At 63.5% G+C, this 24,367-nt stretch carries 22 protein-coding genes and 1 pseudogene; 4 read left to right on the top strand and 19 right to left on the bottom strand.

Translation table 11 applies throughout. From position 1 onward, the window contains the following. Positions 1 to 59: 59 nt before the first annotated feature. Positions 60 to 647, bottom strand: coding sequence for a hypothetical protein (locus tag OSH12_RS03820; RefSeq protein WP_266342162.1), 588 nt, complete (start codon positions 645 to 647; stop codon positions 60 to 62). A gap of 265 nt (positions 648 to 912) precedes the next feature. Between OSH12_RS03820 and OSH12_RS03815 the strand changes: the two genes are divergently transcribed. The 3 genes from OSH12_RS03815 (at position 913) to OSH12_RS03805 (ending at position 4,615) form a co-directional block, all read left to right on the top strand. After that, on the top strand, positions 913 to 1,071 hold the full coding sequence (locus tag OSH12_RS03815; RefSeq protein ID WP_266342161.1) for a DUF1127 domain-containing protein: 159 nt from the start codon (positions 913 to 915) through the stop codon (positions 1,069 to 1,071). 198 nt (positions 1,072 to 1,269) lie between these two features. Beyond that, complete coding sequence (gene trmFO / locus OSH12_RS03810; RefSeq protein WP_266342160.1) at positions 1,270 to 2,694, top strand: methylenetetrahydrofolate--tRNA-(uracil(54)-C(5))-methyltransferase (FADH(2)-oxidizing) TrmFO; 1,425 nt, start codon at positions 1,270 to 1,272, stop codon at positions 2,692 to 2,694. Between the two features lie 166 nt (positions 2,695 to 2,860). Then, entirely contained in the window at positions 2,861 to 4,615 is a 1,755-nt protein-coding gene (locus tag OSH12_RS03805) for a B12-binding domain-containing radical SAM protein (RefSeq protein WP_266342159.1), read from the top strand. A 123-nt stretch (positions 4,616 to 4,738) separates the two neighbouring features. On the opposite strand, the gene OSH12_RS03800 is transcribed toward OSH12_RS03805, so the two are convergent. From OSH12_RS03800 to yajC, 5 genes are all read right to left on the bottom strand, one after another. Beyond that, entirely contained in the window at positions 4,739 to 5,581 is an 843-nt protein-coding gene (locus OSH12_RS03800; RefSeq protein WP_266342158.1) for a phytoene/squalene synthase family protein, read from the bottom strand. A 13-nt stretch (positions 5,582 to 5,594) separates the two neighbouring features. After that, positions 5,595 to 5,993 (bottom strand): Mth938-like domain-containing protein, encoded by a 399-nt coding sequence (locus tag OSH12_RS03795; RefSeq protein WP_266342157.1) that lies wholly within the window; start codon positions 5,991 to 5,993, stop codon positions 5,595 to 5,597. Positions 5,994 to 5,999: 6 nt separating this feature from the next. Then, on the bottom strand, positions 6,000 to 6,938 hold the full coding sequence (gene secF / locus OSH12_RS03790; protein WP_266342156.1) for a protein translocase subunit SecF: 939 nt from the start codon (positions 6,936 to 6,938) through the stop codon (positions 6,000 to 6,002). A gap of 22 nt (positions 6,939 to 6,960) precedes the next feature. Continuing rightward, a complete protein-coding gene (secD, locus tag OSH12_RS03785; RefSeq protein WP_266342155.1) occupies positions 6,961 to 8,562 on the bottom strand; it encodes a protein translocase subunit SecD in 1,602 nt (533 codons plus the stop codon). 66 nt (positions 8,563 to 8,628) lie between these two features. Beyond that, positions 8,629 to 8,967 carry a preprotein translocase subunit YajC gene (gene yajC / locus OSH12_RS03780; RefSeq protein ID WP_266342154.1) on the bottom strand — a complete coding sequence of 113 codons (339 nt, stop codon included), beginning with the start codon at positions 8,965 to 8,967 and terminating at the stop codon, positions 8,629 to 8,631. Positions 8,968 to 9,293: 326 nt separating this feature from the next. On the opposite strand from yajC, the gene OSH12_RS03775 reads away from it, so the two are divergent. Next, positions 9,294 to 10,178, top strand: a complete 885-nt coding sequence (locus OSH12_RS03775; RefSeq protein ID WP_266342153.1) for an ATP-binding protein — start codon at positions 9,294 to 9,296, stop codon at positions 10,176 to 10,178. 163 nt (positions 10,179 to 10,341) lie between these two features. Here the strand turns inward: OSH12_RS03775 and OSH12_RS03770 are convergent, their stop codons facing one another. The 13 genes and pseudogenes from OSH12_RS03770 to OSH12_RS03710 all read right to left on the bottom strand — a co-directional run bounded on the left by OSH12_RS03770 (position 10,342) and on the right by OSH12_RS03710 (position 24,316). Continuing rightward, a complete protein-coding gene (locus OSH12_RS03770; protein ID WP_266342152.1) occupies positions 10,342 to 11,706 on the bottom strand; it encodes a LysM peptidoglycan-binding domain-containing M23 family metallopeptidase in 1,365 nt (454 codons plus the stop codon). A 656-nt stretch (positions 11,707 to 12,362) separates the two neighbouring features. Then, positions 12,363 to 13,055, bottom strand: coding sequence for a protein-L-isoaspartate(D-aspartate) O-methyltransferase (locus OSH12_RS03765; protein WP_266342151.1), 693 nt, complete (start codon positions 13,053 to 13,055; stop codon positions 12,363 to 12,365). A gap of 162 nt (positions 13,056 to 13,217) precedes the next feature. Continuing rightward, positions 13,218 to 13,976, bottom strand: a complete 759-nt coding sequence (surE, locus tag OSH12_RS03760; RefSeq protein ID WP_266342150.1) for a 5'/3'-nucleotidase SurE — start codon at positions 13,974 to 13,976, stop codon at positions 13,218 to 13,220. A gap of 81 nt (positions 13,977 to 14,057) precedes the next feature. After that, positions 14,058 to 15,371 (bottom strand): annotated as a pseudogene (serS, locus tag OSH12_RS03755) (serine--tRNA ligase); the annotation flags it as partial. A 223-nt stretch (positions 15,372 to 15,594) separates the two neighbouring features. Further along, the gene (gene tatC / locus OSH12_RS03750) at positions 15,595 to 16,413 is read right to left on the bottom strand and encodes a twin-arginine translocase subunit TatC (protein WP_266342148.1); all 819 of its coding nucleotides are present in this window, start codon (positions 16,411 to 16,413) and stop codon (positions 15,595 to 15,597) included. Beyond that, entirely contained in the window at positions 16,410 to 17,102 is a 693-nt protein-coding gene (tatB, locus tag OSH12_RS03745) for a Sec-independent protein translocase protein TatB (RefSeq protein WP_266342147.1), read from the bottom strand. Before tatB ends, tatC begins: the two co-directional genes overlap by 4 nt. 82 nt (positions 17,103 to 17,184) lie before the next feature. Beyond that, a complete protein-coding gene (locus OSH12_RS03740; RefSeq protein ID WP_266342146.1) occupies positions 17,185 to 17,409 on the bottom strand; it encodes a twin-arginine translocase TatA/TatE family subunit in 225 nt (74 codons plus the stop codon). 98 nt (positions 17,410 to 17,507) lie between these two features. After that, positions 17,508 to 18,623 (bottom strand): ABC transporter ATP-binding protein, encoded by a 1,116-nt coding sequence (locus OSH12_RS03735; protein ID WP_266342145.1) that lies wholly within the window; start codon positions 18,621 to 18,623, stop codon positions 17,508 to 17,510. A 74-nt stretch (positions 18,624 to 18,697) separates the two neighbouring features. After that, positions 18,698 to 19,654 carry a TAXI family TRAP transporter solute-binding subunit gene (locus OSH12_RS03730; RefSeq protein ID WP_266342144.1) on the bottom strand — a complete coding sequence of 319 codons (957 nt, stop codon included), beginning with the start codon at positions 19,652 to 19,654 and terminating at the stop codon, positions 18,698 to 18,700. A 264-nt stretch (positions 19,655 to 19,918) separates the two neighbouring features. Further along, on the bottom strand, positions 19,919 to 20,593 hold the full coding sequence (gene scpB, locus OSH12_RS03725; RefSeq protein ID WP_266342143.1) for an SMC-Scp complex subunit ScpB: 675 nt from the start codon (positions 20,591 to 20,593) through the stop codon (positions 19,919 to 19,921). Continuing rightward, the gene (locus OSH12_RS03720) at positions 20,586 to 21,413 is read right to left on the bottom strand and encodes a segregation and condensation protein A (protein ID WP_266342142.1); all 828 of its coding nucleotides are present in this window, start codon (positions 21,411 to 21,413) and stop codon (positions 20,586 to 20,588) included. Before OSH12_RS03720 ends, scpB begins: the two co-directional genes overlap by 8 nt. Positions 21,414 to 21,427: 14 nt before the next feature. Next, entirely contained in the window at positions 21,428 to 22,462 is a 1,035-nt protein-coding gene (nagZ, locus tag OSH12_RS03715; protein WP_266342141.1) for a beta-N-acetylhexosaminidase, read from the bottom strand. A gap of 171 nt (positions 22,463 to 22,633) precedes the next feature. After that, positions 22,634 to 24,316 carry an SPOR domain-containing protein gene (locus OSH12_RS03710; protein ID WP_266342140.1) on the bottom strand — a complete coding sequence of 561 codons (1,683 nt, stop codon included), beginning with the start codon at positions 24,314 to 24,316 and terminating at the stop codon, positions 22,634 to 22,636. Between the last annotated feature and the right edge of the window lie 51 nt (positions 24,317 to 24,367).

Raw genomic sequence — 24,367 nt, 5'->3', positions numbered from 1 at the left:
ACGATGCGGCTGAGTAGTGCCGCATCCAGCGCGGCGAATGGGCACCGGCTGACGCTCCCTCAGCCGCGCCGCCCGCCTTCCTTCTTCCAGACATCCAGCGGCTTGATATCCGGCGGCTGGGCGTTGGCGCGGACCCAACTATCCACGACCCAACGCCGGCCGCTCACTTTTTCAATGATCGTTGCCGTGTTGTGGGGATAGCGCCCATCGAACAGGAGCCCGCGACTGGCCACGCTGCCGACGCGGTGATGCTGGAGCCATCCCTGGCCTTCAAGCAACTTCAGCAGCGTCGTCGTGTTCACCGATTCGTCGATGCAATCGAGCTGCGTCAGGGGCGTATAGACGCCAAACTCTCCTTTCGCGGCATCGCTCGATGTGCCGGTCGCAGCCCCTGCCTTGCGCTCATACCATTGATCGGCGCGGGAAATGGCCGCCCGCTCCGCCTCGGGACTACGTCGGCCCGCCTCCAGGATCCGCTTCAACGTCAGCAGGTCGGCCCGGGAGAACACCACAGGCGATCGCATCTTGCAGCCATAGCCATGGCAATAGCGGATCTTGATCGGCGAAAGGGACTGCGCGACGGCGGGTCCGGAGAGGGCAAGGATCAGGACAGCCGCCAAACCTTGCGACCAGCGTCTCAGTAGCATCCGGAATCCCCCTATGGCGGAAGCCGCGTTCGTAGAAGCGAACCGGCTCGACTCGCCTGCATCGTGGCGAATGCTGCCTCTTTGGGCAATGCTGCAGTGCAATATATAATCACAATTGTATGTTGCTTTGCGTCATGCGCAGCGCAGCCATGCGATTTTTCACAGTGCTCGTTTTGGGAAGCATCCCCTACATTGGGATCAACAAGAGCGGTGGACACACAGACAACAACTACCGCTTCCCTAACTGTCCGATGTCCGAAGGAAAATGACCGTGGCTACGAACATCCTCACTTCCTACAGAAACTGGCGCAAGTATCGCGAGACCTGCAGCGAATTGATGCGTCTGACGTCCCGCGAGCTCAATGACCTTGGCATCAACCGTGGCGATATCACCCAGATCGCCAAGCAGACGGCTGGTTACTAAGCCGACACGAAATTCGCGCGGGAACAAACCTCCTCCCTTGTTCCCAGCGATACGGCGCTAGCGAACCTCCTCCCTCGCGATGCGCCATCCCAAGAGAACGCCCGTCGACCTCCTCCCCGACGGGCGTTTTCTTTTGTCCGGACCAAACTGCGAACTGCGCAGTTGTCCGAAGGGCTCCGGCGCAATATTCTCCGCGCCATGACAACAGATCCAATTCACATCATCGGCGGTGGTCTTGCCGGCACAGAAGCCGCTTGGCAGATCGTCAATCGCGGCATCCCCGTCGTCCTGCACGAGATGCGCCCTGTCCGCGAGACGGAAGCGCACAAGACGGACGGCCTGGCCGAACTCGTCTGCTCCAACTCCTTCCGCTCGGACGACGCCGAGAACAATGCCGTCGGCCTGCTGCATGCGGAAATGCGGATGGCGAACTCGCTCATCATGCGCATGGGCGACAGCAATCAAGTGCCTGCCGGCGGCGCGCTCGCCGTCGACCGCGACGGCTTTTCCCAAGCCGTCACCAAGGCGCTCGAAGACCACCCCCTCGTCACCATCGACCGCACCGAAATGGCCGGCCTGCCGCCGGCCGAATGGGACAACGTCATTGTCGCGACCGGCCCCCTCACCTCGCCGGACCTTTCGGAGGCCATCCGCGACCTGACGGGCGCGGATTCGCTCGCCTTTTTCGACGCCATCGCGCCGATCATCTATTTCGACTCGATCAACATGGACATCGCCTGGTTCCAGTCGCGCTATGACAAGGTCGGACCGGGCGGCAACGGGGCCGACTACATCAACTGCCCGATGGACGAGGCGCAGTACAACGCCTTCCTCGACGCGCTGATCGCCGGCGACACCGCCGATTTCAAGGAATGGGAAGCCTCGACGCCCTATTTCGACGGCTGCCTGCCGATCGAGATCATGGCCGGACGCGGCCGCGAGACGTTGCGCTTCGGACCGATGAAGCCGGTTGGCCTCACCAACCCGCGCAATCCGACCGTCAAGGCGCACGCCATCGTCCAGCTTCGCCAGGACAATGCGCTCGGCACGCTCTACAATATGGTCGGCTTCCAGACGAAGCTGAAATATGGCGCGCAGACCGACGTTTTGCGGATGATCCCCGGCCTCGAGGACGCCCAGTTCGCTCGTCTCGGCGGCCTGCACCGCAACACCTTCCTGAATTCGCCAAAACTTCTCGATCCGCTGCTGCGCCTGAAGGCACAGTCGCGCCTGCGCTTTGCCGGCCAGATCACCGGCTGCGAAGGCTATGTCGAATCCGCCGCCATCGGCCTGCTCGCCGGCCGCTTCGCGGCTGCCGAACGCCTCGGCGAAGTGCCCGTGCCGCCGCCTGTGACCACGGCATTCGGCGCGTTGCTCGGCCACATCACCGGCGGTCATATCGTCGATGAAGAGGCCGGAAGCCGTTCGTTCCAGCCGATGAACGTCAATTTCGGCCTGTTCCCGCCGATCGAGGTTCCGAAGGAGCCCGGCGTCAAGCTGCGCGGCACCGACAAGACGGTCGCCAAGCGAAAGGCGCTGACGGCCCGGGCCCGCGCCGACACGGCCGCCTGGCTCAATGGCCCGGCCTCGGCCGCCGCTGCCTCGGTCGCCGCTGCCGAATAGCCACGACTGGAGACCGGCGCGCTTGGCATTGCCGAATGCGCCGGCCTTCCGTAAGGTAATTATCCATTGATTCAAGCTATGCTCATTTCGAGAATTCGCATGCGCTAAAGCCGCCGTAAGGGGGAAAGCCACTCATGCAGTCCGAAACGCATTCCGGGATCCGCTCATGAAGCGGTCCTTTCTGCTGATGCTGATCAAGCCGTCGCACTATGACGACGACGGCTATGTGATCCGCTGGCACCGCTCCATGATCCCTTCCAACTCGCTCGCCAGCCTCTATGGGCTCGCCTCCGATTGCGAGGATCGCAAGGTACTCGGCGCGGACGTCACCCTCGATATCCGCGCCATCGACGAAACCAATACGCGGGTGCGCGTCGACCAGATCGTCGAGGCGTTTCGCAGCAACGGCAATTTCGGGCTGGTCGGCCTCGTCGGAGTCCAGTCCAACCAGTATCCGCGCGCGCTCGATCTTGCGCGGCCGCTACGCGAAGCCGGCATTCCCGTCGCGATGGGCGGATTTCATGTCTCGGGCTGTCTGGCCATGCTGCCGGATCTGCATGTCGATTTGCAACAAGCGCTCGACATCGGCGTCAGCCTGTTTGCCGGCGAGGCCGAGGAACGGCTAGACCGCGTCCTGCTCGATGCGGCGGCAGGCACGCTGCAGCCGCTCTATAATTACATGAAGGAGTTGCCGAGCGTCGAAGGCACGCCGCCGCCCTTCCTGCCCGCTGGCTACGTCGCGCGCACGCTCGGCGGCAATACCAGCTTCGACGCGGGCCGCGGCTGCCCGTTCCAGTGCTCGTTCTGCACCATCATCAACGTGCAGGGCCGCAAATCACGCCGCCGCTCGCCCGACGATATCGAAAAACTGATCCGCGAAAACCTTGCCCAAGGCATCCATAACTACTTCATCACCGATGACAATTTCGCCCGCAACAAGGATTGGGAGATCATCCTCGACCGCATCATCGCGCTGAAGGAAAAGGAAGGCATGTGGATCGGCTTGATGGTCCAGGTCGATACGCTTTGCCACAAGATCCCGAACTTCATCGAGAAATGTAAGCGGGCCGGCGTCAGCCGCGTGTTCATCGGGCTTGAGAACATCAACCCCGACAATCTGATGGCGGCGAAGAAGCGCCAGAACAAGATCACCGAATATCGCCGCATGCTGCTCGACTGGAAGCACCAGGGCATCATCACCTATGCCGGCTACATTCTCGGCTTCCCGAGCGATACGCCCGAGAGCATTCGCCGCGATATCGGCATCATCCAACGCGAGTTGCCGCTCGACATATTGGAGTTCTTTTTCCTGACGCCGCTGCCTGGCTCCGAGGATCACCAGACGTTGCACCGCAAGGGCGTGGCCATGGATAGCGACCTCAACAAGTACGACCTGGAGCACGCCGTCACCGGCCATGGCCTGATGTCGCAGCAGGAATGGGAGGGGATCTATCGCGAGGCCTGGCGGCTGTTCTATTCGCCGGAGCACATGGTGACGATCCTGCGTCGCGCCGCCGCCACGGGTGTCCGCACAACCAGCATCATGAAACTGCTGATGTGGTTCTCGACCTCGGTCGATGTCGAGCATGTGCACCCGCTGCAAGGCGGCGTCGTGCGGTTCAAGGACCGTCTCGACCGCCGCCCCGGCATGCCGATCGAACCGATCTGGCGCTTCTATCCCCGCCATGCCTGGGAAACGCTGGCCAAGAGCGCGACGCTGATCTGGCTCGGCCTCAAGCTCGAACGCCAGCGCCGCCGGATCGAGGCGACCCCGGACAAGGCGAGCTACATGGACGCGGCCCTGATGCCGGTCGTCGACGACGAGACCGAGACGCTCGAGATCTTCAACCAGAACGAGGCGGCGCGCGGCGCCGTCCGCCACGCCCACAACATCGACGTGCTGACGCACGGCGCAGCGTGATGTCGGGGCTGCGGGATCGATTCAAAATCCGGCGTTAACGCCTTGCTGGCGTGGATGATTTTCACGGATACACGGCGCCAGGATACGAAAGCCGACGCACCGGGATCGCGAAAAAGCCGTGGCTCAGAACGAACCGCGCCGGGCAGCACGCCAGAGCCACCATTGCCGCTTCCATTGCGGCGGGTCGATCACCGTTTTGAACGGATCATAGTCGGCCCGGTCCATCAAGCTCAGGACGGGAGCAACCAGGGCGACCGGCTGGAACGCAGGCAAAGCGACGCGGTCGATCCGGGCCAGCGCCTCGCGGCCGGCCTCCAGATGGCGTCGCGCCGTGCTGCGCAGATCGGCAAGTAGGGCGAGCAGTTCCGGCGTCGTCCGCCCGGCAAAGATCTCATCCGCCTTCACCCCATGTCGATCCATGAGATCGGTCGGGATAAAGAGCTGCTGCCGCCGGGCATGATACGGCAGGGCTCGCATAAGGCCTGTCAGCGCCTGCGCGACACCGGCATGGCCGGCAGCGTCAGCCGTATGCGGATCCTCGCCACCGGCCAGCACAAGCGCCGCCAGTTGGATCAGCACCGAGACGGTCTCGCCGGCATAGCCTTCGAGATCGCCAAGCGTCGGCATCGGGTCGTTGTAGAGATCGAAGATGTGCGCCTCGATCAGATTGTCGAAGGCGGCGCGCGGCAGATTGTGAAGGCCAATCGTCTCCAGCAGAGCCGCGGCGACCGGATGGCCGGCCACTTCGCCCCTCGCCTCACCCGCCAGAACGTCCCGCCACCATTGCAGGCGAATTTCGCCCGGCATCGGATCGCTGACGAGTTCGCGCACGCGAACGATTTCGAGGTTGAAGGCGTGGAGCGCGAAGAGATAGCGCCGCTTCGCTTCCGGCGCGAACAGATCGGCCAGAAACCGATCCCGGTCATGCGCGCGTACTTCATCGGCGCAAAGGGCGAAGACGTCCATGGAACGAAACCAATCAGATGACGACGAGCGCAGCCGCGACAGGGCGGCCCTCGGCGAGCAGGATATTGTATGTGCGGACCGCGGGCCCGGTCGCCATCACTTCGACGCCGATGCCGCTTTCCTTGAGCTGCTCCCGCAAGCCCTTCGGTATGACGGCGATGTCGCGACCGCAACCGATCACCAGCAGGGCGATGTCGGCGGCCTCGGCAAACACATCCGCCAGCGTCTCGGCGGTGATTTCCGCCGCGCTGCCGACCGGCCATCCGTAGATGCCGCTCGGCAGGCAGAGAATCGAACCCGGATGCGACATCTCGGCGAAGCGGAAGACCCCTTCGCCGTAGACATCGATCGGAGCCTGACCGGGAAAATGCTGGTCGCGGACCGATATGGACGGTCGCGTGAAAAGCGCCATATCGGCTCAGGCCTTGCCGGCCGCCTCCACGTCTTCCTTCTTCGTCATCTGATCCTGGCGCAGGCCGAAATAGATCAGGATCGGAGCCGCCACACAGACCGACGAGAAGATCGCCGCGAGAACGCCGAAGATCATGGCGAGCGTAAACGCCTGGATGACCTCGCCACCGAACAGGTAAAGCGAGAACAGGGCGATCAGCGTGGTCACCGTCGTGATGACGGTACGACCCAGCATGTCGTTAATGGCGCGGTCGATCAGGTCGCCAAGCGGGATCTTCTTGTACTTGCGCAACGTCTCGCGAATTCGGTCATAGACCACGACCGTGTCGTTCAGCGAATAGCCGATGGTCGTCAAAATCGCTGCGAGCGAGGTCAGGTTGAACTCGTGCTGAGTCACGACATAGAAGCCGAAGGTCATGACCACGACGTTGGCGGCCGAGATGATCGAGCCGACCGCGAACTGCCACTCGAAACGGAACCACACATAAACGGCGATGGCCGCGAAGGTGGCCAGCAAGGCGAGCGCACCTCGGGAGGCCAGTTCGCCCGAAACGCGCGGACCGACGATCTCGGTGCGGCGGAACTCCGCCTGATCGACGAGCGCCGCACGAATCTTGCCGATGGCGGCCTGCTGGGCCTCCTCGCCGCCGGCCTGCTGACCCATGCGGATCAGGATCGTGTTGTCGGAACCGATCGTCTGCACCTGGACGTCGCCGAGACCGAGATCGTTCAGCGTCGAACGCAGCTTGCCGAGATCCGGCTTCGCTTCCTTGGTCTGGATCTCGATGACGGTGCCGCCAAGGAAGTCGATGCCGTAATTGGGGCCGACGGTGAAGAACAGGATCACCGACATGACAGAGAGGAAGGCGGCGAGCGGAAACGTCCACTTCCGCATCCGCATGAAGGGGATCTTGGTGTTGTCGGGAACGATGCGAAGATGAGCCATGGGTTTGTGTCCTCGCTTCGATTCAGAGCGAAATCGTGGTCGGACGGCGCCAGCGCACCCACATCGCAACCAGAAGGCGGGTGAAGGTGAACGCCGTGAACATCGTCGTCGCGACGCCGATGGCGTGCGTGACGGCGAAGCCGCGGATCGGACCGGAGCCCATGTAGAACAACACGAGGGCGGCGATCAGCGTCGTCACGTTCGCGTCCAGGATGGTGCCGAGCGCCTTGTGGAAGCCGGCATCGATCGAGGCGATGGCGGAGCGTCCGGATCGGAACTCTTCGCGTATGCGCTCATAGATCAGAACGTTGGAGTCCACCGCCGTTCCCACCGTGATGATCACGCCCGCGATACCCGGTAGCGAGAGTGTCGCGCCAAGTATCGTCACGATCGAGAAGATCAGGATGACGTTCACGATCACGGCGATGTTGGCGATCCAGCCGAGGACGCCATAGGTCATGACCATGAAGGCGCAAACAGCGACGGTGCCGATGATCGCGGCGATCTTGCCCGAACGGATCGAGTCAGCGCCGAGGCCCGGACCGATGTTGCGCTCTTCGACGATCGTCAGCTTGGCCGGCAGCGAACCGGCGCGCAGCAGGATCGCAAGGTCATTGGCGGACTGGATCGAGAAATTGCCGGAAATCTGGCCGGAGCCGCCGAGGATCGGCTCGCGGATGACCGGAGCCGAGATCACCTTGTCGTCAAGCACGATGGCGAAGGGGCGGTTGACGTTCTTCTGGGTGACTTCACCAAAGACGCGGGCGCCGGCGCTGGAGAGCCGGAACGAGACGACCGGTTCGTTGGTGCGCGAATCGAAGGTTGCCGAGGCGTCCGTCAGGTCTTCGCCGGTCAGAAGCGGTGCTTCTTCGAGGACGTAGGCGACCGGCGGGTTGTCTGTGGAATTGAGAACGATCGTGCCCGGCTTGCGCGTATCGGCCGTCGGCGAAACGCCGGTATCGACCAGATGGAACGTCAGCTGGGCGGTCTGGCCGACGAGCGTCTTCAAGCGCTCCGGATCGTCAAGGCCGGGAGCCTCGACGAGGATGCGGTCGGCGCCCTGGCGCTGGATCGAAGGCTCGACGGTGCCGAGCTGGTCGATACGACGGCCAATGACTTCGATCGACTGATCGACGATCTGGCGGATGCGCTGGTCGAGGCCGGCCTGCGAATAGGCCATCTGGACGAGGCCGTCGTTGCCGACGGTCAGGTCGAATTCGTTGACCGCCGTGCCACCGAGCGCGGAGGTCGCAAGCTGGTTGCGCAACGGCTCGAGGCGCTTCTTGACCTCGTCGAGCTGCGACAGGTCGCGGATGCGGAGCTGAACGCCCTGCCCCTGGACGCCGAGGCCCGAATAGCCGATGCGCGGCTCTTCCAGCATCGCCTTGCGGATGTCGCCAACGAGCGAGCGCAGGCGCTTCTGGACGTAGTCCTGCTTATCCACCTCATAGAGAAGATAAGCGCCCCCCTGGAGATCCAGGCCGAGAACCATTTGCCGTTTCGGCACCCAGCTCGGCCAGGATTCGACGGTTTCCTTCGAGAAGAGATTGGGAAGCGCGGCGAGAAGCCCGACCACAACTACGGTCAGGATCGCAATCATCTTCCAGCGTGTGAAGTGCAGCATGGAAACCGTTCCAGTCGATCTCGGCTCCTACAGGAGCCGTTTCATCAAGGGGGAGCTAGACGAGGATTACTCGCCGTCCTTGGCCGGCTCGCCCTTGGCGCGCACATCAGCAATGGAGGCGCGGGAGACGCGGACGCGCACGCCCTCGGCGACTTCCAGCAGCAGCTCGGAATCGTCCACGACCTTGTTGATCTTGCCGATCAGGCCGCCCGACAGCACGACCGTGTCGCCACGACGGGCGCCCTTGATCATTTCCTGATGTGCCTTCTGCTTCTGCCGCTGCGGACGAATCATCAGGAACCACATGATGGCGAAGACGAAGATGAACGGCACAAACTGGATGAGCAGGTCGGCACCACCGGCGGATGCGCCGGCAGCCTGTGCGAAGGCGGGGGTAATGAACATGGAAATGGTTGCTCCCTGTAGCGTTGACGGGTCCACTGCTGGCCCGCCCGATCAAAACGCGTGGTTGGCGCCGACCTTCACATAGGGAGAGACAGCGATACGCGAAACGGCGCGGAATATAACCACGCGGCAAGCCTTTGCAAATGGCCGCGCCAGCATGATAGTGGCGAATGTCGTCCGGAGCCCTCGCTTGCACGCGGGAAGAGATCGCCCGGAGAGCCGGATGAGGGGTTTTGCCTTCGTCTGAACGCCTTAACCCCAGCCGCCGGCACGCCCTCAGACCTCTCGACACGCGGGAGGTAGGGATTGGCCCGAGGAAATGCACTGTGACAGAAGATACGCTGAAATCCGTCGCCGATCGTCTCGACCGGCTGATCGCCCTGATCGAGCGCGCCGTTCCCCCGGCACGGCCGAAATTCAACCCGGACGCCGCCGACGCCTTCGTCTGGCAGGCATCGACAGGCACCTTGCAGCCGGTCCCGAAGGTCAACCGCGTCGAGATGGTCCTGCTCAAGGGCGTCGACCGCGTACGCGATATCCTGGTCGAGAATACCGATCGTTTCGCCCGCGGATTGCCGGCCAACAACGTGCTGCTCTGGGGTGCGCGCGGCATGGGCAAGAGCTCGCTGGTCAAGGCGGCGCATGCGACGATTAACAGCAATGCCGCGGCGCTGCCCGGCGGTCATCCGATGAAGCTGATCGAGATCCATCGCGAGGATATCGACAGCCTGCCGGAGCTGATGACGCTGGTGCGCGCCCAGGATCGCCGCTTCATCCTGTTCTGCGACGACCTTTCCTTCGACAATGACGATACGTCCTACAAGTCGCTGAAGGCGGCGCTGGACGGCGGCGTCGAGGGTCGGCCGGAGAATGTCGTCTTCTACGCCACGTCCAACCGGCGCCATCTGCTGCCGCGCGACATGATGGAGAACGAGCGCTCGACGGCGATCAATCCCGGCGAGGCTGTCGAAGAGAAGGTGTCGCTGTCGGACCGCTTCGGTCTGTGGCTCGGCTTCCACAAGTGCAGCCAGGACGACTATCTCGACATGGTCAACGGCTATGCCGAGCACTTCGGGCTGAAGGTGGAGCCGGAGGTTTTGCGGGCCGAGGCGCTGGAGTGGTCGACAACGCGCGGCGCGCGTTCAGGACGCGTGGCCTGGCAGTATGTGCAGAATCTGGCGGGACGACTTGGGGTCGCTCTTGCGGGCTGAAGCCGCCCCGCCAGTATTGTGGCCGGAATATCCATCACGAGATGAGATCAGGCCGGCCAGATTGGCGTCTTGCACGGTTTGGTGAAAGGCACCAACCACGGTTCAACTGTCGCATTGTCTTCGCGCGAACGGCTATCCGCTTCGCGCGAAGTGCTTCGACGGGTCAGCTCTGCAGGTAATCCAGCGGATTGACCGGCTTCGAACCGCGACGGAGCTCGAAGTGAAGCTGCGGCGCGTTGACCGAACCGGACGAGCCGGCCTGCGAAATGATCTGGCCGCGCCGCACGGCATCGCCGCGCTTGACCAGGATCTTGCTGTTGTGGGCGTAGGCGGAGACCCAGCCGTCGGCATGACGGACGAGGACCAGATTGCCGTAGCCCTCGAGTTCGTTGCCGGCATAGATGACGGTGCCCGCTTCGGCGGCCTTGATCGACGTGCCTTCCGGGACAGCGAGATTGATGCCGTCGTTCTTTTCGCCCGTTGCCGATGCGCCGAAGCCCGTGATGATGCGTCCACGAACCGGCCAACGGAACGTCGTACCGTTGGTTGAGCCGGCGTCGGCGCTGGCATTGGTCGCAGCCGGTGCAGTCTCGGACGGCGGCGCGTAGGCCACCGGCTGATTCGGGGTCGCCGGCTTGGCGATCGAAGCTGTTTCGACCGGCTTGGCAACGCTTGCCGTCGTCGCCGGATCTGCGCTCGGGGACTTGTTCAGCCCATTGGCGGCGTCCGGCTTGGCGTTCGGATCTTCACCGCGCGGCTTCTCCTCGCGACGGGACGGGTCGGTGCGCAGGGCGACAGCCTGCTGCTGGCCGTCATGGCCCGGAATCTTGAGCTTCTGGCCGGACTTCAACTGGTTGGTCGAGCCGAGCGCGTTGGCGGACGCCAGATCCTTGGCGCTGACGCCATAGAGACGGGCGATCGACGACAGGGTCTGACCCGGCGACACGGTATGCAGACCGTTGAGCGGCGCACCTTCGGCCGAGGCAAGGTTCTTGCGCTCGCCAGCCGGGGCGGGTCCGGCAACCAGCTGCGTATTGTCACGACCCTGCGGAGCCGGCGCTTCGGCGACAGCAGCGTTGCCCTGGCCGTAGGTCGGGATCGTCAGCCGCGTACCGGCGCCAACCTGCGACGGATTGCCGATGTTGTTGACGCGGGCCAGCTCCTTGATCGGAACACCATAGCGACGGGACACGGACGAGAGCGTCTCGCCCGGCCCGAGCGTCACCGAGGTGCCGCCTTCGGTCGACCAGGCACCGCCGCGACGCGGAGGCTGGGCGGCGGAAGCGACCTGAGTGGGAGCGGAAGACTGGACCGAGCCAACCGTATCGGTCGGCGGGGTGTAGGAACGCGGCGGCTGGTAGGTCTCAGCCGACCCGTAGGCCGGAGCCGAGGCCAGGGGTTGATTGCTCTGCTGCACGCCCGGCAGCATCGGCAGATCGGAGCGGCTGACACCACGCGTAGCAGGCCGCGTTGCGACGACATCGCCATTGCCGGCGTTGTTGTAGCTGTAATCGACAGGAGCCGGCATCGGCTGCGAACCGCCGATGATCTGCTTCTGGTTCGCCGTGCTACCGGTAAAAATCGAACCATATCGCGAACCGTCAGCGCTGCAGGCCGCGGTCAACCCCGAAAGGAGCGCAATAACCGCAACCTGAGAGAGAGTCCGAGACCGAAAAGAGGAAGCATTTCTGCACATCGAGCCTACTCGCAACGCCACACCACACATGACGCCAATAGACGCTGGTAACGTTGATAAAGGCTTAAGCACGATGCGAAACTTCGTCGGCATCACTCGAAACGGAAACAAAGATCCAGGAAATCCCCGGATTCCGCCCGGTTCAGGCCGCAGCGATGCCAGAATTCCGGAGAACCGGCATTCCGGCGCCTTATTCCAGCGCCTGGCCGCGAACCACAGGCGCGCAGGTCCTTAACCAACAAGGCGCCCGCGACAAGCGTGGGCGGGCCTTGAGCAGCGTTGTGAAAGTCAGCATCCGCTTCGGTGGAATGGTTCGCGATCGAGGCTGCGGGATCGACGAAGTTGGAGCAAGATCCATCTGATTTGAAACATCGTTCTTCACCTCTCCCTGAGGGAGATGCGGGAAAGTAGGAATCGACCCAGATGAATCTTGCTCTAGACCGTCGCGCGAAACGGCTCACGTGAAGAAAGCGCAACCAGGCAATGCCCTAGAGGCGTGCTGCCTTGCCCTTGATCAGCGGCACCATGCGCACCGAACAGATCGGTGTGGCAACCAGTTGGCGATCGACACGAATAAAGCGCGTCAATGTCTGGATGCCGTCATCGGGACCGATCGGCATTACCAGCGTACCGCTCGTGCTAAGCGCCTCGATAAAGGCAGGCGGCACGGCCTGGGCCGACGCTGAGGAGACGATACGATCGAATGGCCCCTTCTCCGGCCAGCCGTCGAGGCCATCGCCGAAGACAGACGTGATGTTCGCGATCCGCAGCATTTCAAAACGCGCCTGCGCCGCGAATGCCAAGGTGCGAAAACGGTCGACCGTATAGACCCGCCGGGAAAGCCGCGACAAGACAGCCGCCAGGTAGCCGCTACCGGTGCCGACTTCGAGCACCCGACAGCGGGTCGTCGGCGCAAGCGCCTCGATCATGCGCGCAGCAAGAATGGGCGGGGTGTCGAGCTGCCCGCAATCGATCGGCTGCGGCCGTTCGCCGAAAAGCGGGCCGCGTTTGGCATCGGTCGGCTGGAAGGGCTGACGCGGCACCGATTCGAACGCATCCACCATGCGGCGATCCATGATGCCGAACTGGCGCAGGCGCAGCAGAAACTGGGCGATCGGGACGAGATTATCGTCGAACGCCTCATAGTCCATCGGATGAAACTGAACTGCCTCGAGTGCCATACGCTACGCGCCCTCGCCTTATGTGCCCTACTCATGCGGCCAAGGTGGTAAACGGCGTCTTATTACACGCAGCATCGCCGACGAATTTGCGTCATTTCGGGGCAGAATGCGGATCGCAGACCCTCAAGCCAGCGATCCGCGAAGCATTTGGCGCGAGAGCGCTCAGTCGAACAATGCCTTGAGGCCATGCGCTTGGTCGTAGGCCGTCATGTCGATCCGAAGCGGCGTGACCGAGATGACGCGGCGCTGGAGGGCGTCGACATCGGTGCCGGCCGCATGTTCCTCGGCGATGCGCCGATGCATCAGCCAGAAGTAGGGATTGCCGCGCCCGTCATGGCGCTCGTCGACGCTCAGCCCGTGCGAGACGACACCCTGCGACGTCACCTCGATACCGGTGACGAGGCCGGGCGCCGTGTTCGGGAAGTTCAGATTGTAGAGCACGCCGCGCGGGCAGCCATGATCCACCAGCTTCTTCAGGATGCGCGGCGCATGCGCTTCCACGGTATCCCACGGAATGACGCGCTGACCGTCCACCGACTCGTAGGCCTGGCTCAGGGCAATCGACGGGATACCCAGCAGCGTCCCCTCGATCGCGCCGGCGACGGTTCCCGAATAAGTGACGTCGTCGGCGGCGTTCTGGCCGGAATTGACACCCGACAGGATGAGATCCGGCGCGCGGTCCAACACCTTGCGGACAGCCATGATCACGCAATCGGTCGGCGTGCCGCGCACCGCGAAGGTCTTTTCGGAGACCTGGCGCAGCCGCAGCGGATCGTTCAGCGTCAGCGAATGCGCGAGGCCGGACTGGTCGGTTTCCGGCGCGACGACCCAGACATCGTCGGACAAGGTCCGTGCGATGCGCTCCAGCACCGCGAGCCCGGGGGCGTGGATGCCGTCGTCATTGGTGATCAGAATGCGCATGTCTGGGTCAGCCTTCGCTATTCGTCAGGGTGCAGGTCGAGAGCAAGCCGTTGGTCGGTGTCCAAGACCGGATGGGAGCGGCTATGCCGCCCCAACCTTGTCGAGCCCGCCCATATAGGGCTTGAGCGCGTCAGGAACCGAGATCGTGCCGTCCTCGTTCTGGTAGTTCTCGATGACGGCAATCAGCGCGCGGCCTACCGCTGTTCCGGAACCGTTCAGCGTATGGACGAAGCGGTTGCCCTTCTCGGCGCCCTGGCGATAGCGCGCATTCATGCGCCGGGCCTGGAAATCGTCGCAGACCGAGACGGACGAAATCTCGCGATAGGCGTTCTGGCCCGGCAACCAGACCTCGATGTCGTAGGTCTTGCGCGAACCGAAGCCCATATCGCCGGTGCAGAGCAGCATGACGCGATAGTGCAGGTCGAGCCGCTTCAGCACTTCCTCGGCGCTGGCGAGCATGCGCTCGTGTTCATCGCCGGAGGTCTCGGGCGTGGTGATCGACACCAGCTCGACCTTGTTGAACTGATGCTGGCGCAGCATGCCGCGCGTATCGCGGCCAGCCGACCCAGCTTCCGAACGGAAGCAAGGCGTCAGCGCCGTGAAGCGGAGCGGCAACTCCTTCTCGTCGAGGATGCTCTCGCGCACCAGATTGGTCAGCGGCACCTCGGCGGTCGGGATCAGCCAATGCTGCTCCCCGGCCTTGAACAGATCCTCGGCGAACTTCGGCAGCTGGGCAGTGCCGAACAACGCATCGTCCTTGACCAGCAAGGGCGGCTGAACCTCGGTGTAGCCATGCTCGCTCGTGTGGAGGTCGAGCATGAACTGGCCAATGGCGCGCTCCAGGCGGGCGAGTTGGCCCTTGAGCACGACGAAACGGCTGCCGGAGATCTTCGCGGCCGCCTCGAAGTCCATCAGGCCGAGCGCTTCGCCGATTTCAAAATGCTCTTTGGCTGCAAAGGCATGCACGCGCTTTTTGGGGCGCGCCGATGCCGCGTGCTCTTCGGTCTGGTTGCGGCCGAAGTACTGGATGTTGTCGTTCTCGTCCTTGCCGGCAGGAACGTCCTCAAGCGGCACGTTCGGGAGGACCGCCAGCGCGTCATCAAGCTCCTTGTTGAGCCGACGCTCCGTCTCCTCGGCATGCGCGAGGAACTCCTTGATGGTCGAGACTTCCGCCATCAGGCGCGCGGCGGTCTCTTCGTCCTTGGCGCCCTTGGCCTTGCCGATATCCTTGGAGGCGGCGTTGCGGCGCTCCTGGGCGGCTTGGACCTGGACGATATGGGCCCGGCGCGCTTCATCAAGCGCGATCAGCTTCGACGAGATCGGCTCGGCTCCACGACTGGCGAGCGCACGGTCAAGCGCTTCAGGGTTTTCGCGGATCCATTTGATGTCGAGCATGATCGTGCCTCGAAGAGATGGCGGCCATCGTTCCGGCCGCGGAAGAGCAAAGCATTCGCATGACGGATAGTGGGAGACTGTCGAAGGATCAACCCGGCAGCACGGCGCCCGGTGAGAGAAAGCGACGAAACCGTCGCTCCGCCATCGCTGAAAACAAAAAGAGCCGCGCGATCCCTCGGGATGGCGCGGCTCCAATGAAATCCGGCTTCAGGCTTCGAGCGCCCTACTTCGCCTCGGCTTCGTCCTCGTCATCCGCGGCCGTGGCTTCGGCGCGCTTGCGCTCAACCATGCGGACCGAGACAATCGAGAGCTCGTAAAGAAGCATTGCCGGAATGGCGAGCGAGATCTGGCTGATAACATCCGGCGGCGTCAGCACGGCCGCGACCACGAAGGCCAGCACGATGGCATAGCGCCGCTTGTCCTTGAGCATCTGGCTCGAAACGATGCCGGCCCGCCCCAAAAGCGTCAAAACGACGGGCAGCTGGAACACGATGCCGAAGGCCAGCGTCAGGGTCATGATCAGACCGAGATACTCGTTGACCTTGAACAGCGCTTCGATCTGCGCCTTGCCCTCGCCGCCCGTCTGCTGGAACGACAGGAAGAAGTGGAGCGCCATCGGCAGGATAAGGAAATAGACCAACCCCGCACCGATGATGAACAGCACCGGCGTCGCAATCAGGTAGGGCACGAAGGCCCGCTTCTCGTGCTTGTAGAGACCGGGCGCCGCGAATTTGTAGACCTGCATCGCGATCACCGGAAACGCGATGAATACGGCCCCGAACAGCGCCAGCTTCATCTGCGTCAGGAAATACTCCTGCGGCGCCGTGTAGATCAGCTTGACGTCCTGCGCCGGGCCGACGGCCCACTCATACGGGATGACCAGGATATTGTAGATCGTACCCGCGAAATAGAAGCAGATCAGGAAGGCGGCGAGAACCGCGACAAGCGTCTTGATCAGTCGCGAACGCAACTCGATCAGATGCTCCATGAGCGGCATGCGGCTCGCTTCGATCTCGTCTTCGGCCGAAGGCTTGTCGCTCATGTCTTGGACTCTTCGGTCGTGCTGGCAACTACCGACTCGTTGGCAGCGGATAGGCTGGCGGCAGGTGCGGCGGTCTCCACCGTCGGCTTCGGCTTGCGAATCCGAGCCGGCGCCTTGGCTTCTGCCGATACGGCAGCGACGCCATCAATCGACTTGGGCTTCGCCCGCGATGCGCGCGGCTTCGGGACCGAGCCCTCGGCGGATACAGCCTTCGTCGCTGCGGCACGCTTCGGCTTCGGCGCGACGACCGGCGCAACCGCTTCCACGGTCTTGGACGCTTCGACCGGCGATGCCGAGGCCTTGGACGCTTCGACCGGCGACTTGGACACTTCCGGCGGCGGTGTCGGCAATATATCCGAATCCGTCATGAGTTGTGCCGGCTGATCGGCAGGCGGCGGCACCGGAGACGGCGACGGCTTGGCGATCGCCTCGGGAAGCGAACTCAGACTGCTCTTGATGTCATTGAGCGGGTTCAGGCCGCGAAGCTCGTCGAACGACTTCTTGACGTCGTCGAGCTCGGCTTCCTTGAGCGCTTCATTGAACTGCCCCTGAAACTCGCCCGCCATCTTGCGCATCTTGGACACGGTACGTCCAAGCGCACGCAGCATCGGCGGCAGATCCTTCGGACCGACCACAACGATAGCAACGACGGCGATGAGGAGAAGTTCGCTCCAGCCGATATCCAGCATTATATCACACCGATCCACCTGCCCTGCGATCCGCGCTCAAAAAGCGCGGATGCGAAGCAGCTTCGCGGCCCTTGTTCAGGACTTAGCTGGCGCGGGTCTTCTCGTCGGTATTCGACGAAACGACATCGGAAGGCTTGCTGTCGATAGAAGGCTTGGCGACCGGTTCGTCTTCGTCCGCAAGACCCTTCTTGAAGCTCTTGACGCCCTTCGCCATGTCACCCATCACGTCGGAAATCTTGCCTTTGCCGAACAGCAGAAGGACGATTACCAGCACGATCAGCCAGTGCCAGATGCTGAAAGAACCCATCAACTCATCTCCACAAAAATCACGCGCTATGCGTTTGGTGGGCGACTATCGCAGACGGACCCTGCGCCCGCAACCAACCATCTGACACGCATGTAGGGTTATCCGGCCGGTTTAGCAAACACCAGAACGTCGCGTGGATCTATGGTCAGCCACACGGCACTGCCGACCACGAAGGGTTCGGCGTTATCGCGCGTGCGAACACGGATCGGGACATCCATGCCGTCGATCGCAACGCTAAGCAGATCAACCTCTCCAAGAAACTGGTGGCCGACAATGCGTCCCGGCACGCCGTTCCCGGCAATGGTAAACCCGACACCCTGCGGCCGAATGCCGATGGAGATCGTCGAGCCGTCCGAATGCCCCTGCGCGGCAAAAGTTCCGATCGGCGTTTCCACGCGACCATTTCGGGCGATGGCCTCGAACTCGTTCAGTTCCGAGAAGAATCGGGCCGCATAGAGGTCGACAGGATTCTCGTAGAGATGCCGCGCGGTGCCGACCTGGAGCAGTTTGCCGCCACGCATGAGGGCGATGCGATCGCCCATACGCATCGCTTCCTCGGGATCATGGGTGACGATGATGCATGTCGCCCGCGTCTCGCGGATGATCGCCATCGTCTCCTCGCGGACATGATCGCGCAATCGCTTGTCGAGACCGGAAAACGGCTCGTCCATGAGCAGCATGGAAGGGCGTGGCGCGATGGCGCGAGCCAGCGCGACACGCTGTTGTTCGCCACCCGATAGCGCATGAGGGTGCGACGACGCGTACCCGTCCAGTCCGACGCGCGCGAGCGCAAGCCGCCCCTGACGTTCGGCCTCCGCGCGCGGAAGATCATTGAGCCCGTAGATGACGTTCTTCAGGATCGTCATGTGCGGAAATAGCGCATAGTCCTGGAACATCAGGCCGACGCCGCGCTTCTCCGGCGGCACAAATACGGTGGAGGACGCCATTTCGCGGCCATTGACCGTGATGCGTCCACCGGAAGGGCGCTCAAGCCCTGCCGTGACGCGCAAAAGCGTCGTTTTCCCACAGCCGGAACGGCCGAGAAGACAGACAACCTCTCCCGGTTCCACCTCGAGATGGATGCCACGCAACGACGGCTCGTCGCCGTAGTGATGCGTGACACCGTCAAAGCCGAGCCGAGCGGCAATCGTGACACCGGCGGTGCCGCGACGGCCCCAGGCAGTGCGTTCAATCCATTGCGTGCTTGCAGTCATAGATGCGGTTTAGCGCCTGTCGTCGCCGGCGTCGAGTTTGCAGTAATCCGATCCGGCCGACGGGCGGAGGCATGTCAGTCGCCCTTTGCCTTGTAAAAGGCTTCGGCAGCCGGATGGAACGGTACGGCCGTCGCGACGCCAGCGCTGGTCAAGGCCAGCTTGGCAGCCTCGGGGTGTGACTTGTGGATCGCGCCGAGATTGTCGAAGATTCCGTTCAGGGTGGCTGTGACGAACGCGTCCTCGGCCTTGGCGGAGACAGTCAGAATATTGGCGACGCCAAGGGACGGCACGTCGGCCTTCAACCCGGCATAGGCCGATTTCGGCAGGACGAGTTGGCGATAGAGGCCGGGGTATTTCTGGTCGATCGCCGCATATTCACCGCCCGTTGCGATGAACGTCAAAGCGGGTTTTCCTTCCGAAAGCTCGCGCACGGCGGCGGTAGGAACCCCGCCAATCCAGAAGAAAGCGTCGATCTTGCCGTCCTTCAGCGCCTCGGCGGATTCGGCCACGCCAAGATTGCTGCGCACAACCCCGTTGGCGGGATCCAGCCCGGCCGCTTGAAGCACGCGGTCGGCTATCGATTCGGTCGAGGAGCCCGCCGAGCCGATCGAGACGCGCTTGCCCTTCAGATCGGCAATCGTCGCGATGCCAGCATCGGCATTCGCCACAACATGCAGGAAGGAATCGTACAGCACGGCCAGGACGCGCAGATCCAGCTTGCCGTCCGTTGCGTAGGCGCCGACGCCGTGAACGGCGTCATAGGCAGAATCAAGGGTCGAAAAGCCGATTGCCGCCTTGCCCGAGTGAACAAGGCGGGCGTTGTCGACAGAGCCGCCGGTGACCTCCACCGTGCCCGCCAGGACGTCGGCAATTGCTTTGCCATACGGATAGAAAACGCCGCCCTTGCCGCCGGTAGCAATCACCGGATGCGTCGGCGAGAGGGCGAACCCGGGCGCGGGCAGAGCCACCATCGCGGCTATTCCGGTGCCGATGGTCAGTAATTGACGACGATTGAATGAAAAATCGGACAAAGCTGCCTCCCCAGGCTGACGCCGGGCCGCGTCTGACGGCCCTCTCCGCGCCGGAGCATAGGCTTGAGCCCGACCCGCGCAAGTAGCGGCGAGCGCGTCAAGGAACGGAGACTAAATATTCATGACGCGCGGTGCCGCCCTCAACGCGCAAGGCGCCAATCTGCCGTAGAGTTTCCAAAACTCATCATGACTGACATCTAGGGCAGGCCAGACCTCATGCAGGAACTGACCGCCTCCCCGGAAGGTCCATCCACATCGCTGGCTTCAGTCGTGTTCGCTGAGGCCGGCCGCGAGGAGGTCATCAGGGTCGAGCGGGTCTTCGTCGTCCCTCAGCGCGTCACCATCACGCGGCTCGGGCACGGAAAAGCCCGGCGGAATGCGTCCGTCGAGCAAACCGGCCCCCTTCAGCTCTTCGAGACCCGGCAGATCGCCGATCATCTCCAGTCCGAAATGGACAAGGAAATTCTCGGTCGTGCCATAGGTCACGGGACGGCCCGGCGTGCGGCGGCGGCCGCGCATCTTGATCCAGCCCGCCTCCATCAGCACGTCGAGCGTACCCTTGGAGATCGAGACGCCCCGGATCTCTTCGATTTCGGCTCGTGTCACCGGCTGGTGATAGGCGATGATTGCCAACGTCTCGAGCGCAGCGCGCGAAAGCTTCTTCTGTTCGCCGGAATCACGCTGCAGCAGGAAGGCGAGATCACTTGCCGTGCGGAACATGTACTTGCCCGCAACCTTGACCAGGTTCACGCCGCGCCCGGAATAGAGGTGCTCGATTTCACGGATCAGCGCGTCGACGTCGCTGCCTTCCGGCAGCCGCGCCGCGATCTCCTTGGCGCCAAGCGGATGGGCGCTTGCAAACAGCATCGCCTCGACAATGCGCAGCGCCATGCGGTGCCCTTCCGGCGCAAGCAAGGTCAGATTGTCTCGATCAACCATCGTTCTTTGTCTCCGCGCCATCGCGATCGCGATCCCGCATGTAGAGGGACGCGAAGGGGGCCGTCTGACGCAATTCCACCCTGCCCTCGCGCACCAGTTCCAGGCTGGCGCTGAAGGAGCTGGCGACCACGGTTGCGCGCATTTCGGGCGTCAGGATCCAGGGCGACAGGAACACGTCGACGGGCGTCCAGTCCGCGATGCTGCCAACCATCCGCGTCAGCACCTCGCGCGCCTCGGCCAGCGACCAGACCTGACGCCGCCGCACATGCACGACCGACACCATCTGGCGCTGCCGCTGCGAGGCGTAGGCCATCAGCAGGTCGTAAAGGGTGGCGGCATAATCGCTGCGCTGGACGATCTCGACCGCCTCCGGCATGCCGCGAGCAAACACTTCGCGGCCGAGGCGATCGCGATTGACCAGCTTGGCCGCCGCTTCGCGCATGGCTTCCAATCGGCGCAGACGAAACGCGAGCGCCGCCGCCATTTCCTCACCGCTCGGCTCTTCGTCGGGCGAAGGCGACGGCAGCAACAGCCGCGATTTTAGATAAGCGAGCCAGGCCGCCATCACGAGATAGTCGGCCGCGAGCTCCAACCGGAGGCGCCGCAGTTCCTCGATATAGGAAAGATACTGCTCGGCCAGCGCCAGGATCGAGATCTTGGCGAGATCGACCTTTTGCGTCCGCGCCAAAGAGAGAAGCAGGTCGAGCGGACCTTCGAAGCCGTCGACATCGACGACGAGCGCGGCGTCGCCATCCTTGCGTTCGCCCGGAGCCATCTCCCAGAGTTCGCTCTGGCCGTCCTTGTCGCGGGTCGCGGCCATCGGATTCGGTCGCCTCAGGCCGCCGCCGGTGGCCAGCCGGCGCGGTCGGTGAGCGTGGCGTACTCCGCCTCCGCCGCTTCGCGATCGAGCGTGTGCGGCGGCTTGCGCGCGGCAAGCGCCGTCGCTGCCCGTTCGGCCGCCCTGCCCGTCAATTCGGGAACCGAGCGTGCCACATCCGCCATCTCTTCCATGATGCCGTTGCAATGCAGGACCATGTCGCAGCCAGCCGAAAGCACGGCCGCCGCGCGGCTGGCGTAGTCGCCGCCGAGCGCCTTCATCGAAAGATCGTCGCTCATCAGCAACCCGTCAAAGCCGATCCGACCGCGAATGATCTCGTCGACGACGATCTTCGAGGTAGTTGCCGGGCGTTCGGGATCCACCGCCGTGAAGACGATATGCGCTGTCATCGCCATGGGCAAATCGTTCAGCGCCCTGAACGGCACGAAGTCCGATGCCTCCAGCGTGCGCAGGCTAGCCTCGACGACCGGCAGGCTCAGATGGCTGTCGACGGTCGCGCGGCCGTGTCCGGGCATGTGCTTCATCACGGGCAGCACGCCACCGGCGGCAAGGCCATCGGCGGTCGCACGACCCAGGATCGAGACCAGCTCGGCATCTTCCGCATAGGCGCGGTTGCCGATTGCGGCATGGGTCTGCGGGGTGCCGACATCCAGCACGGGAACGCAGTCCACCGTGATGCCGAGATCGATCAGATCCGAGGCAATCAGGCGACCCTGCAGCCAGGCCATGCGTCGACCGGCTGCCTGATCCTCGGCATAGAGGTCACCGGAGCTCCGCGCGGACGGGCGATTGCGCCAATGCGGCGAGGCGATGCGCTGGACGCGGCCGCCTTCCTGATCAATCAGGACGGGCCGGTCCGGATCGCCGAGCAGATCGCGAAAAGTCGCGACAAGATCGCAGACTTCTTCCGGCGTGCCTATGTTGCGCTTGAAGAGGATGAGGCCCCATGGCCGTTCATCGCGGAAGAACGCGATTTCATCATCCGAAAGGCTGCGCCCTGCACAACCAGAAATGAATGCTTTGGCGGTCATTGTTCGGCCCTAGAGCATTTCACCGTTTACCAGAAACAGCGCCCTACTCTAACTCCTTGCTTGGTCGCGTTTTCTTGACGCGAACTGTGTCACACTTCGCTCGAAAACGCTCTAGCCGCCCGCCGGGCAGGCCGCAAGCGGCGGATTGGATCCGCCGCTCGTCTCTCGCGATCAGTTCTTCTGGACGATGCAGTCGCCACCGGCCGCACGCAGGCTCTCGCAGAACGAGACGGCCTGGTCGCGGGTCGCCATCGGACCCACGCGAGCACGGTAGTAGATGCCCTTGGCGCCGAGATCGGCGCGAACGATATTCGGCTCCTGTCCACCAAACACGTTGGAGAACTTGCGCTGCATCGCCTTGTAGGAGGCAAGCGCCTGTTCTTCGGTGCGCTGCGAAGCGACCTGGACGACGAAGCCACCCGACGCAGCGGGGCGGGCCGCAGCGGCCGGAGCCGCCGGCTGAGCGCGCGGCGTGGCCGGCTCGACAGCCGGCACTTCCGCAACCTGCGGCTCGGCGGCAACCGGGGCCGGAGCCTCGGCGTCCGTGGTCCGAACCGGTGTCGCAGGCGTTGCGACAGGCTCCGGAGCGGCCGCTATCGGCGCATTCGTCGAAGGCGCTGCCTGGTTCGCATTGGAACCGGCATTGCGCGGCTGCGCCTCGCTCGAAATGATCGTGCCATCGGGCTTCACCACGACGGTGCGAACCTTGCGCGGGCCAGCATCCAGTTCAGCGGATGAAGCAGGGGCCGCCGGAAAATCACCCGCCAGATCGTCAATCGACGACGGATTGCCGTCAGCGCCCGGCGCGCCAGGCAAGATGATGCGCGAGATCTCGCGGCTGGCCTGGGATTCGTTCGAAGCCGGCGTTTCGTCGATCGGACCATCGTCGGGGAGAACGAGTTGTTCGTCGCCGGCCAGTTCCGGGCTGGCGCGGTCGTAGATCAGCTTGTTCTGGGCGACTTCGCTATCCGCCGACGCTACCGGCTGAACCTTGGTCGGACCTTCATCGGCGGCGATGATTGCCGGTGCACCACCGCTGGTGGTTCCGTCACCCTTCAGCGCCAAAGCGCCGAGGCCACCTGCCAGGACAACGCCGAGCACGACCGCCGCAGTGATCAGACCCTTGCGCGAGCGACGCGGCTCGGCATAGCGCTCCGATTGATCGTGGCGCTGGTCATAGCTGTTGTCGTCATATCCGGCGTTCGGATCATCGACGTAGTCATCGTAGCCGGCAGAGTGATCATCCGCGCCATTTTCCTGGCCGGAATAATACTGACCCTGGTCATAGGCTGCAGCCTGGGCGGGCTGTCCGCGCTCGCGGCCATAGTCCGTGGCGCCCGCGTAAGCGGTGCCGGCATAGGGATCTTCTTCCTCGGCCGCAGGCTGGGCATAGGTTTCCTGCGTATAGCGCGGCTGCGTGCGCTCGGCCTGACGCGGCGGCTGGGCAGCCTGCCACTGCTGCGACGGCGCGGCCGGCGCGCCGGGGCGCATGCGCATATGGTCAAAGCCTTCGTCACGCGGCGGAGCGGCACGCGGCGGCTCGACCTGCGCGGGACGCCCCGAAGCGGTGCGAACCGCCGGATCGAAGGACGTCTGGAGATCGTTCATCAGTTCGGATTCGAGATCGAACGATGTATCGCGAACGCCGGACTGCTGCGCCGGGCGCACAACCGGCGACGCGACCGTGCCGCGTCCGCCAACGATGTCATCAAAGCTTGAATTGCCGGAGACCATCCGAGCCAGTTCGACCAGCGGATCATCTTCCACCGGCGAAGGCTGCTCGTTACGGCGCCCCGTGTTCCCGTCGAGCGGCGCAGGCCGTCGCGAGAACGAATTATCGTAGCGATCTGCCATCGCGTTCCACTTTCCGCTTCAACCGGTGCCGCCCGTCAAACCCGACGCCAA

It is taken from the genome of Kaistia terrae (assembly GCF_026344005.1).
GTDB lineage: Bacteria > Pseudomonadota > Alphaproteobacteria > Rhizobiales > Kaistiaceae > Kaistia > Kaistia terrae.
Note: the sequence above shows the minus strand (reverse complement) of the source record. Positions and strands in the feature narration are given on the sequence as shown.

Coding starts and splice junctions, on each gene's coding strand:
- OSH12_RS03770 (WP_266342152.1), bottom strand. CDS start 11,706: ATGCCGGCTCCTGTCGATTACAGCTACAACAACGCCGGCAATGGCGAT.
- OSH12_RS03765 (WP_266342151.1), bottom strand. CDS start 13,055: ATGGCACTCGAGGCAGTTCAGTTTCATCCGATGGACTATGAGGCGTTC.
- yajC (WP_266342154.1), bottom strand. CDS start 8,967: ATGTTCATTACCCCCGCCTTCGCACAGGCTGCCGGCGCATCCGCCGGT.
- tatC (WP_266342148.1), bottom strand. CDS start 16,413: ATGAGCGACAAGCCTTCGGCCGAAGACGAGATCGAAGCGAGCCGCATG.
- OSH12_RS03795 (WP_266342157.1), bottom strand. CDS start 5,993: ATGGCGCTTTTCACGCGACCGTCCATATCGGTCCGCGACCAGCATTTT.
- OSH12_RS03815 (WP_266342161.1), top strand. CDS start 913: ATGACCGTGGCTACGAACATCCTCACTTCCTACAGAAACTGGCGCAAG.
- trmFO (WP_266342160.1), top strand. CDS start 1,270: ATGACAACAGATCCAATTCACATCATCGGCGGTGGTCTTGCCGGCACA.
- secD (WP_266342155.1), bottom strand. CDS start 8,562: ATGCTGCACTTCACACGCTGGAAGATGATTGCGATCCTGACCGTAGTT.
- OSH12_RS03735 (WP_266342145.1), bottom strand. CDS start 18,623: ATGACTGCAAGCACGCAATGGATTGAACGCACTGCCTGGGGCCGTCGC.
- OSH12_RS03720 (WP_266342142.1), bottom strand. CDS start 21,413: ATGGCCGCGACCCGCGACAAGGACGGCCAGAGCGAACTCTGGGAGATG.
- scpB (WP_266342143.1), bottom strand. CDS start 20,593: ATGGTTGATCGAGACAATCTGACCTTGCTTGCGCCGGAAGGGCACCGC.
- OSH12_RS03805 (WP_266342159.1), top strand. CDS start 2,861: ATGAAGCGGTCCTTTCTGCTGATGCTGATCAAGCCGTCGCACTATGAC.
- surE (WP_266342150.1), bottom strand. CDS start 13,976: ATGCGCATTCTGATCACCAATGACGACGGCATCCACGCCCCCGGGCTC.
- secF (WP_266342156.1), bottom strand. CDS start 6,938: ATGGCTCATCTTCGCATCGTTCCCGACAACACCAAGATCCCCTTCATG.
- OSH12_RS03820 (WP_266342162.1), bottom strand. CDS start 647: ATGCTACTGAGACGCTGGTCGCAAGGTTTGGCGGCTGTCCTGATCCTT.
- OSH12_RS03710 (WP_266342140.1), bottom strand. CDS start 24,316: ATGGCAGATCGCTACGATAATTCGTTCTCGCGACGGCCTGCGCCGCTC.
- OSH12_RS03740 (WP_266342146.1), bottom strand. CDS start 17,409: ATGGGTTCTTTCAGCATCTGGCACTGGCTGATCGTGCTGGTAATCGTC.
- nagZ (WP_266342141.1), bottom strand. CDS start 22,462: ATGACCGCCAAAGCATTCATTTCTGGTTGTGCAGGGCGCAGCCTTTCG.
- tatB (WP_266342147.1), bottom strand. CDS start 17,102: ATGCTGGATATCGGCTGGAGCGAACTTCTCCTCATCGCCGTCGTTGCT.
- OSH12_RS03800 (WP_266342158.1), bottom strand. CDS start 5,581: ATGGACGTCTTCGCCCTTTGCGCCGATGAAGTACGCGCGCATGACCGG.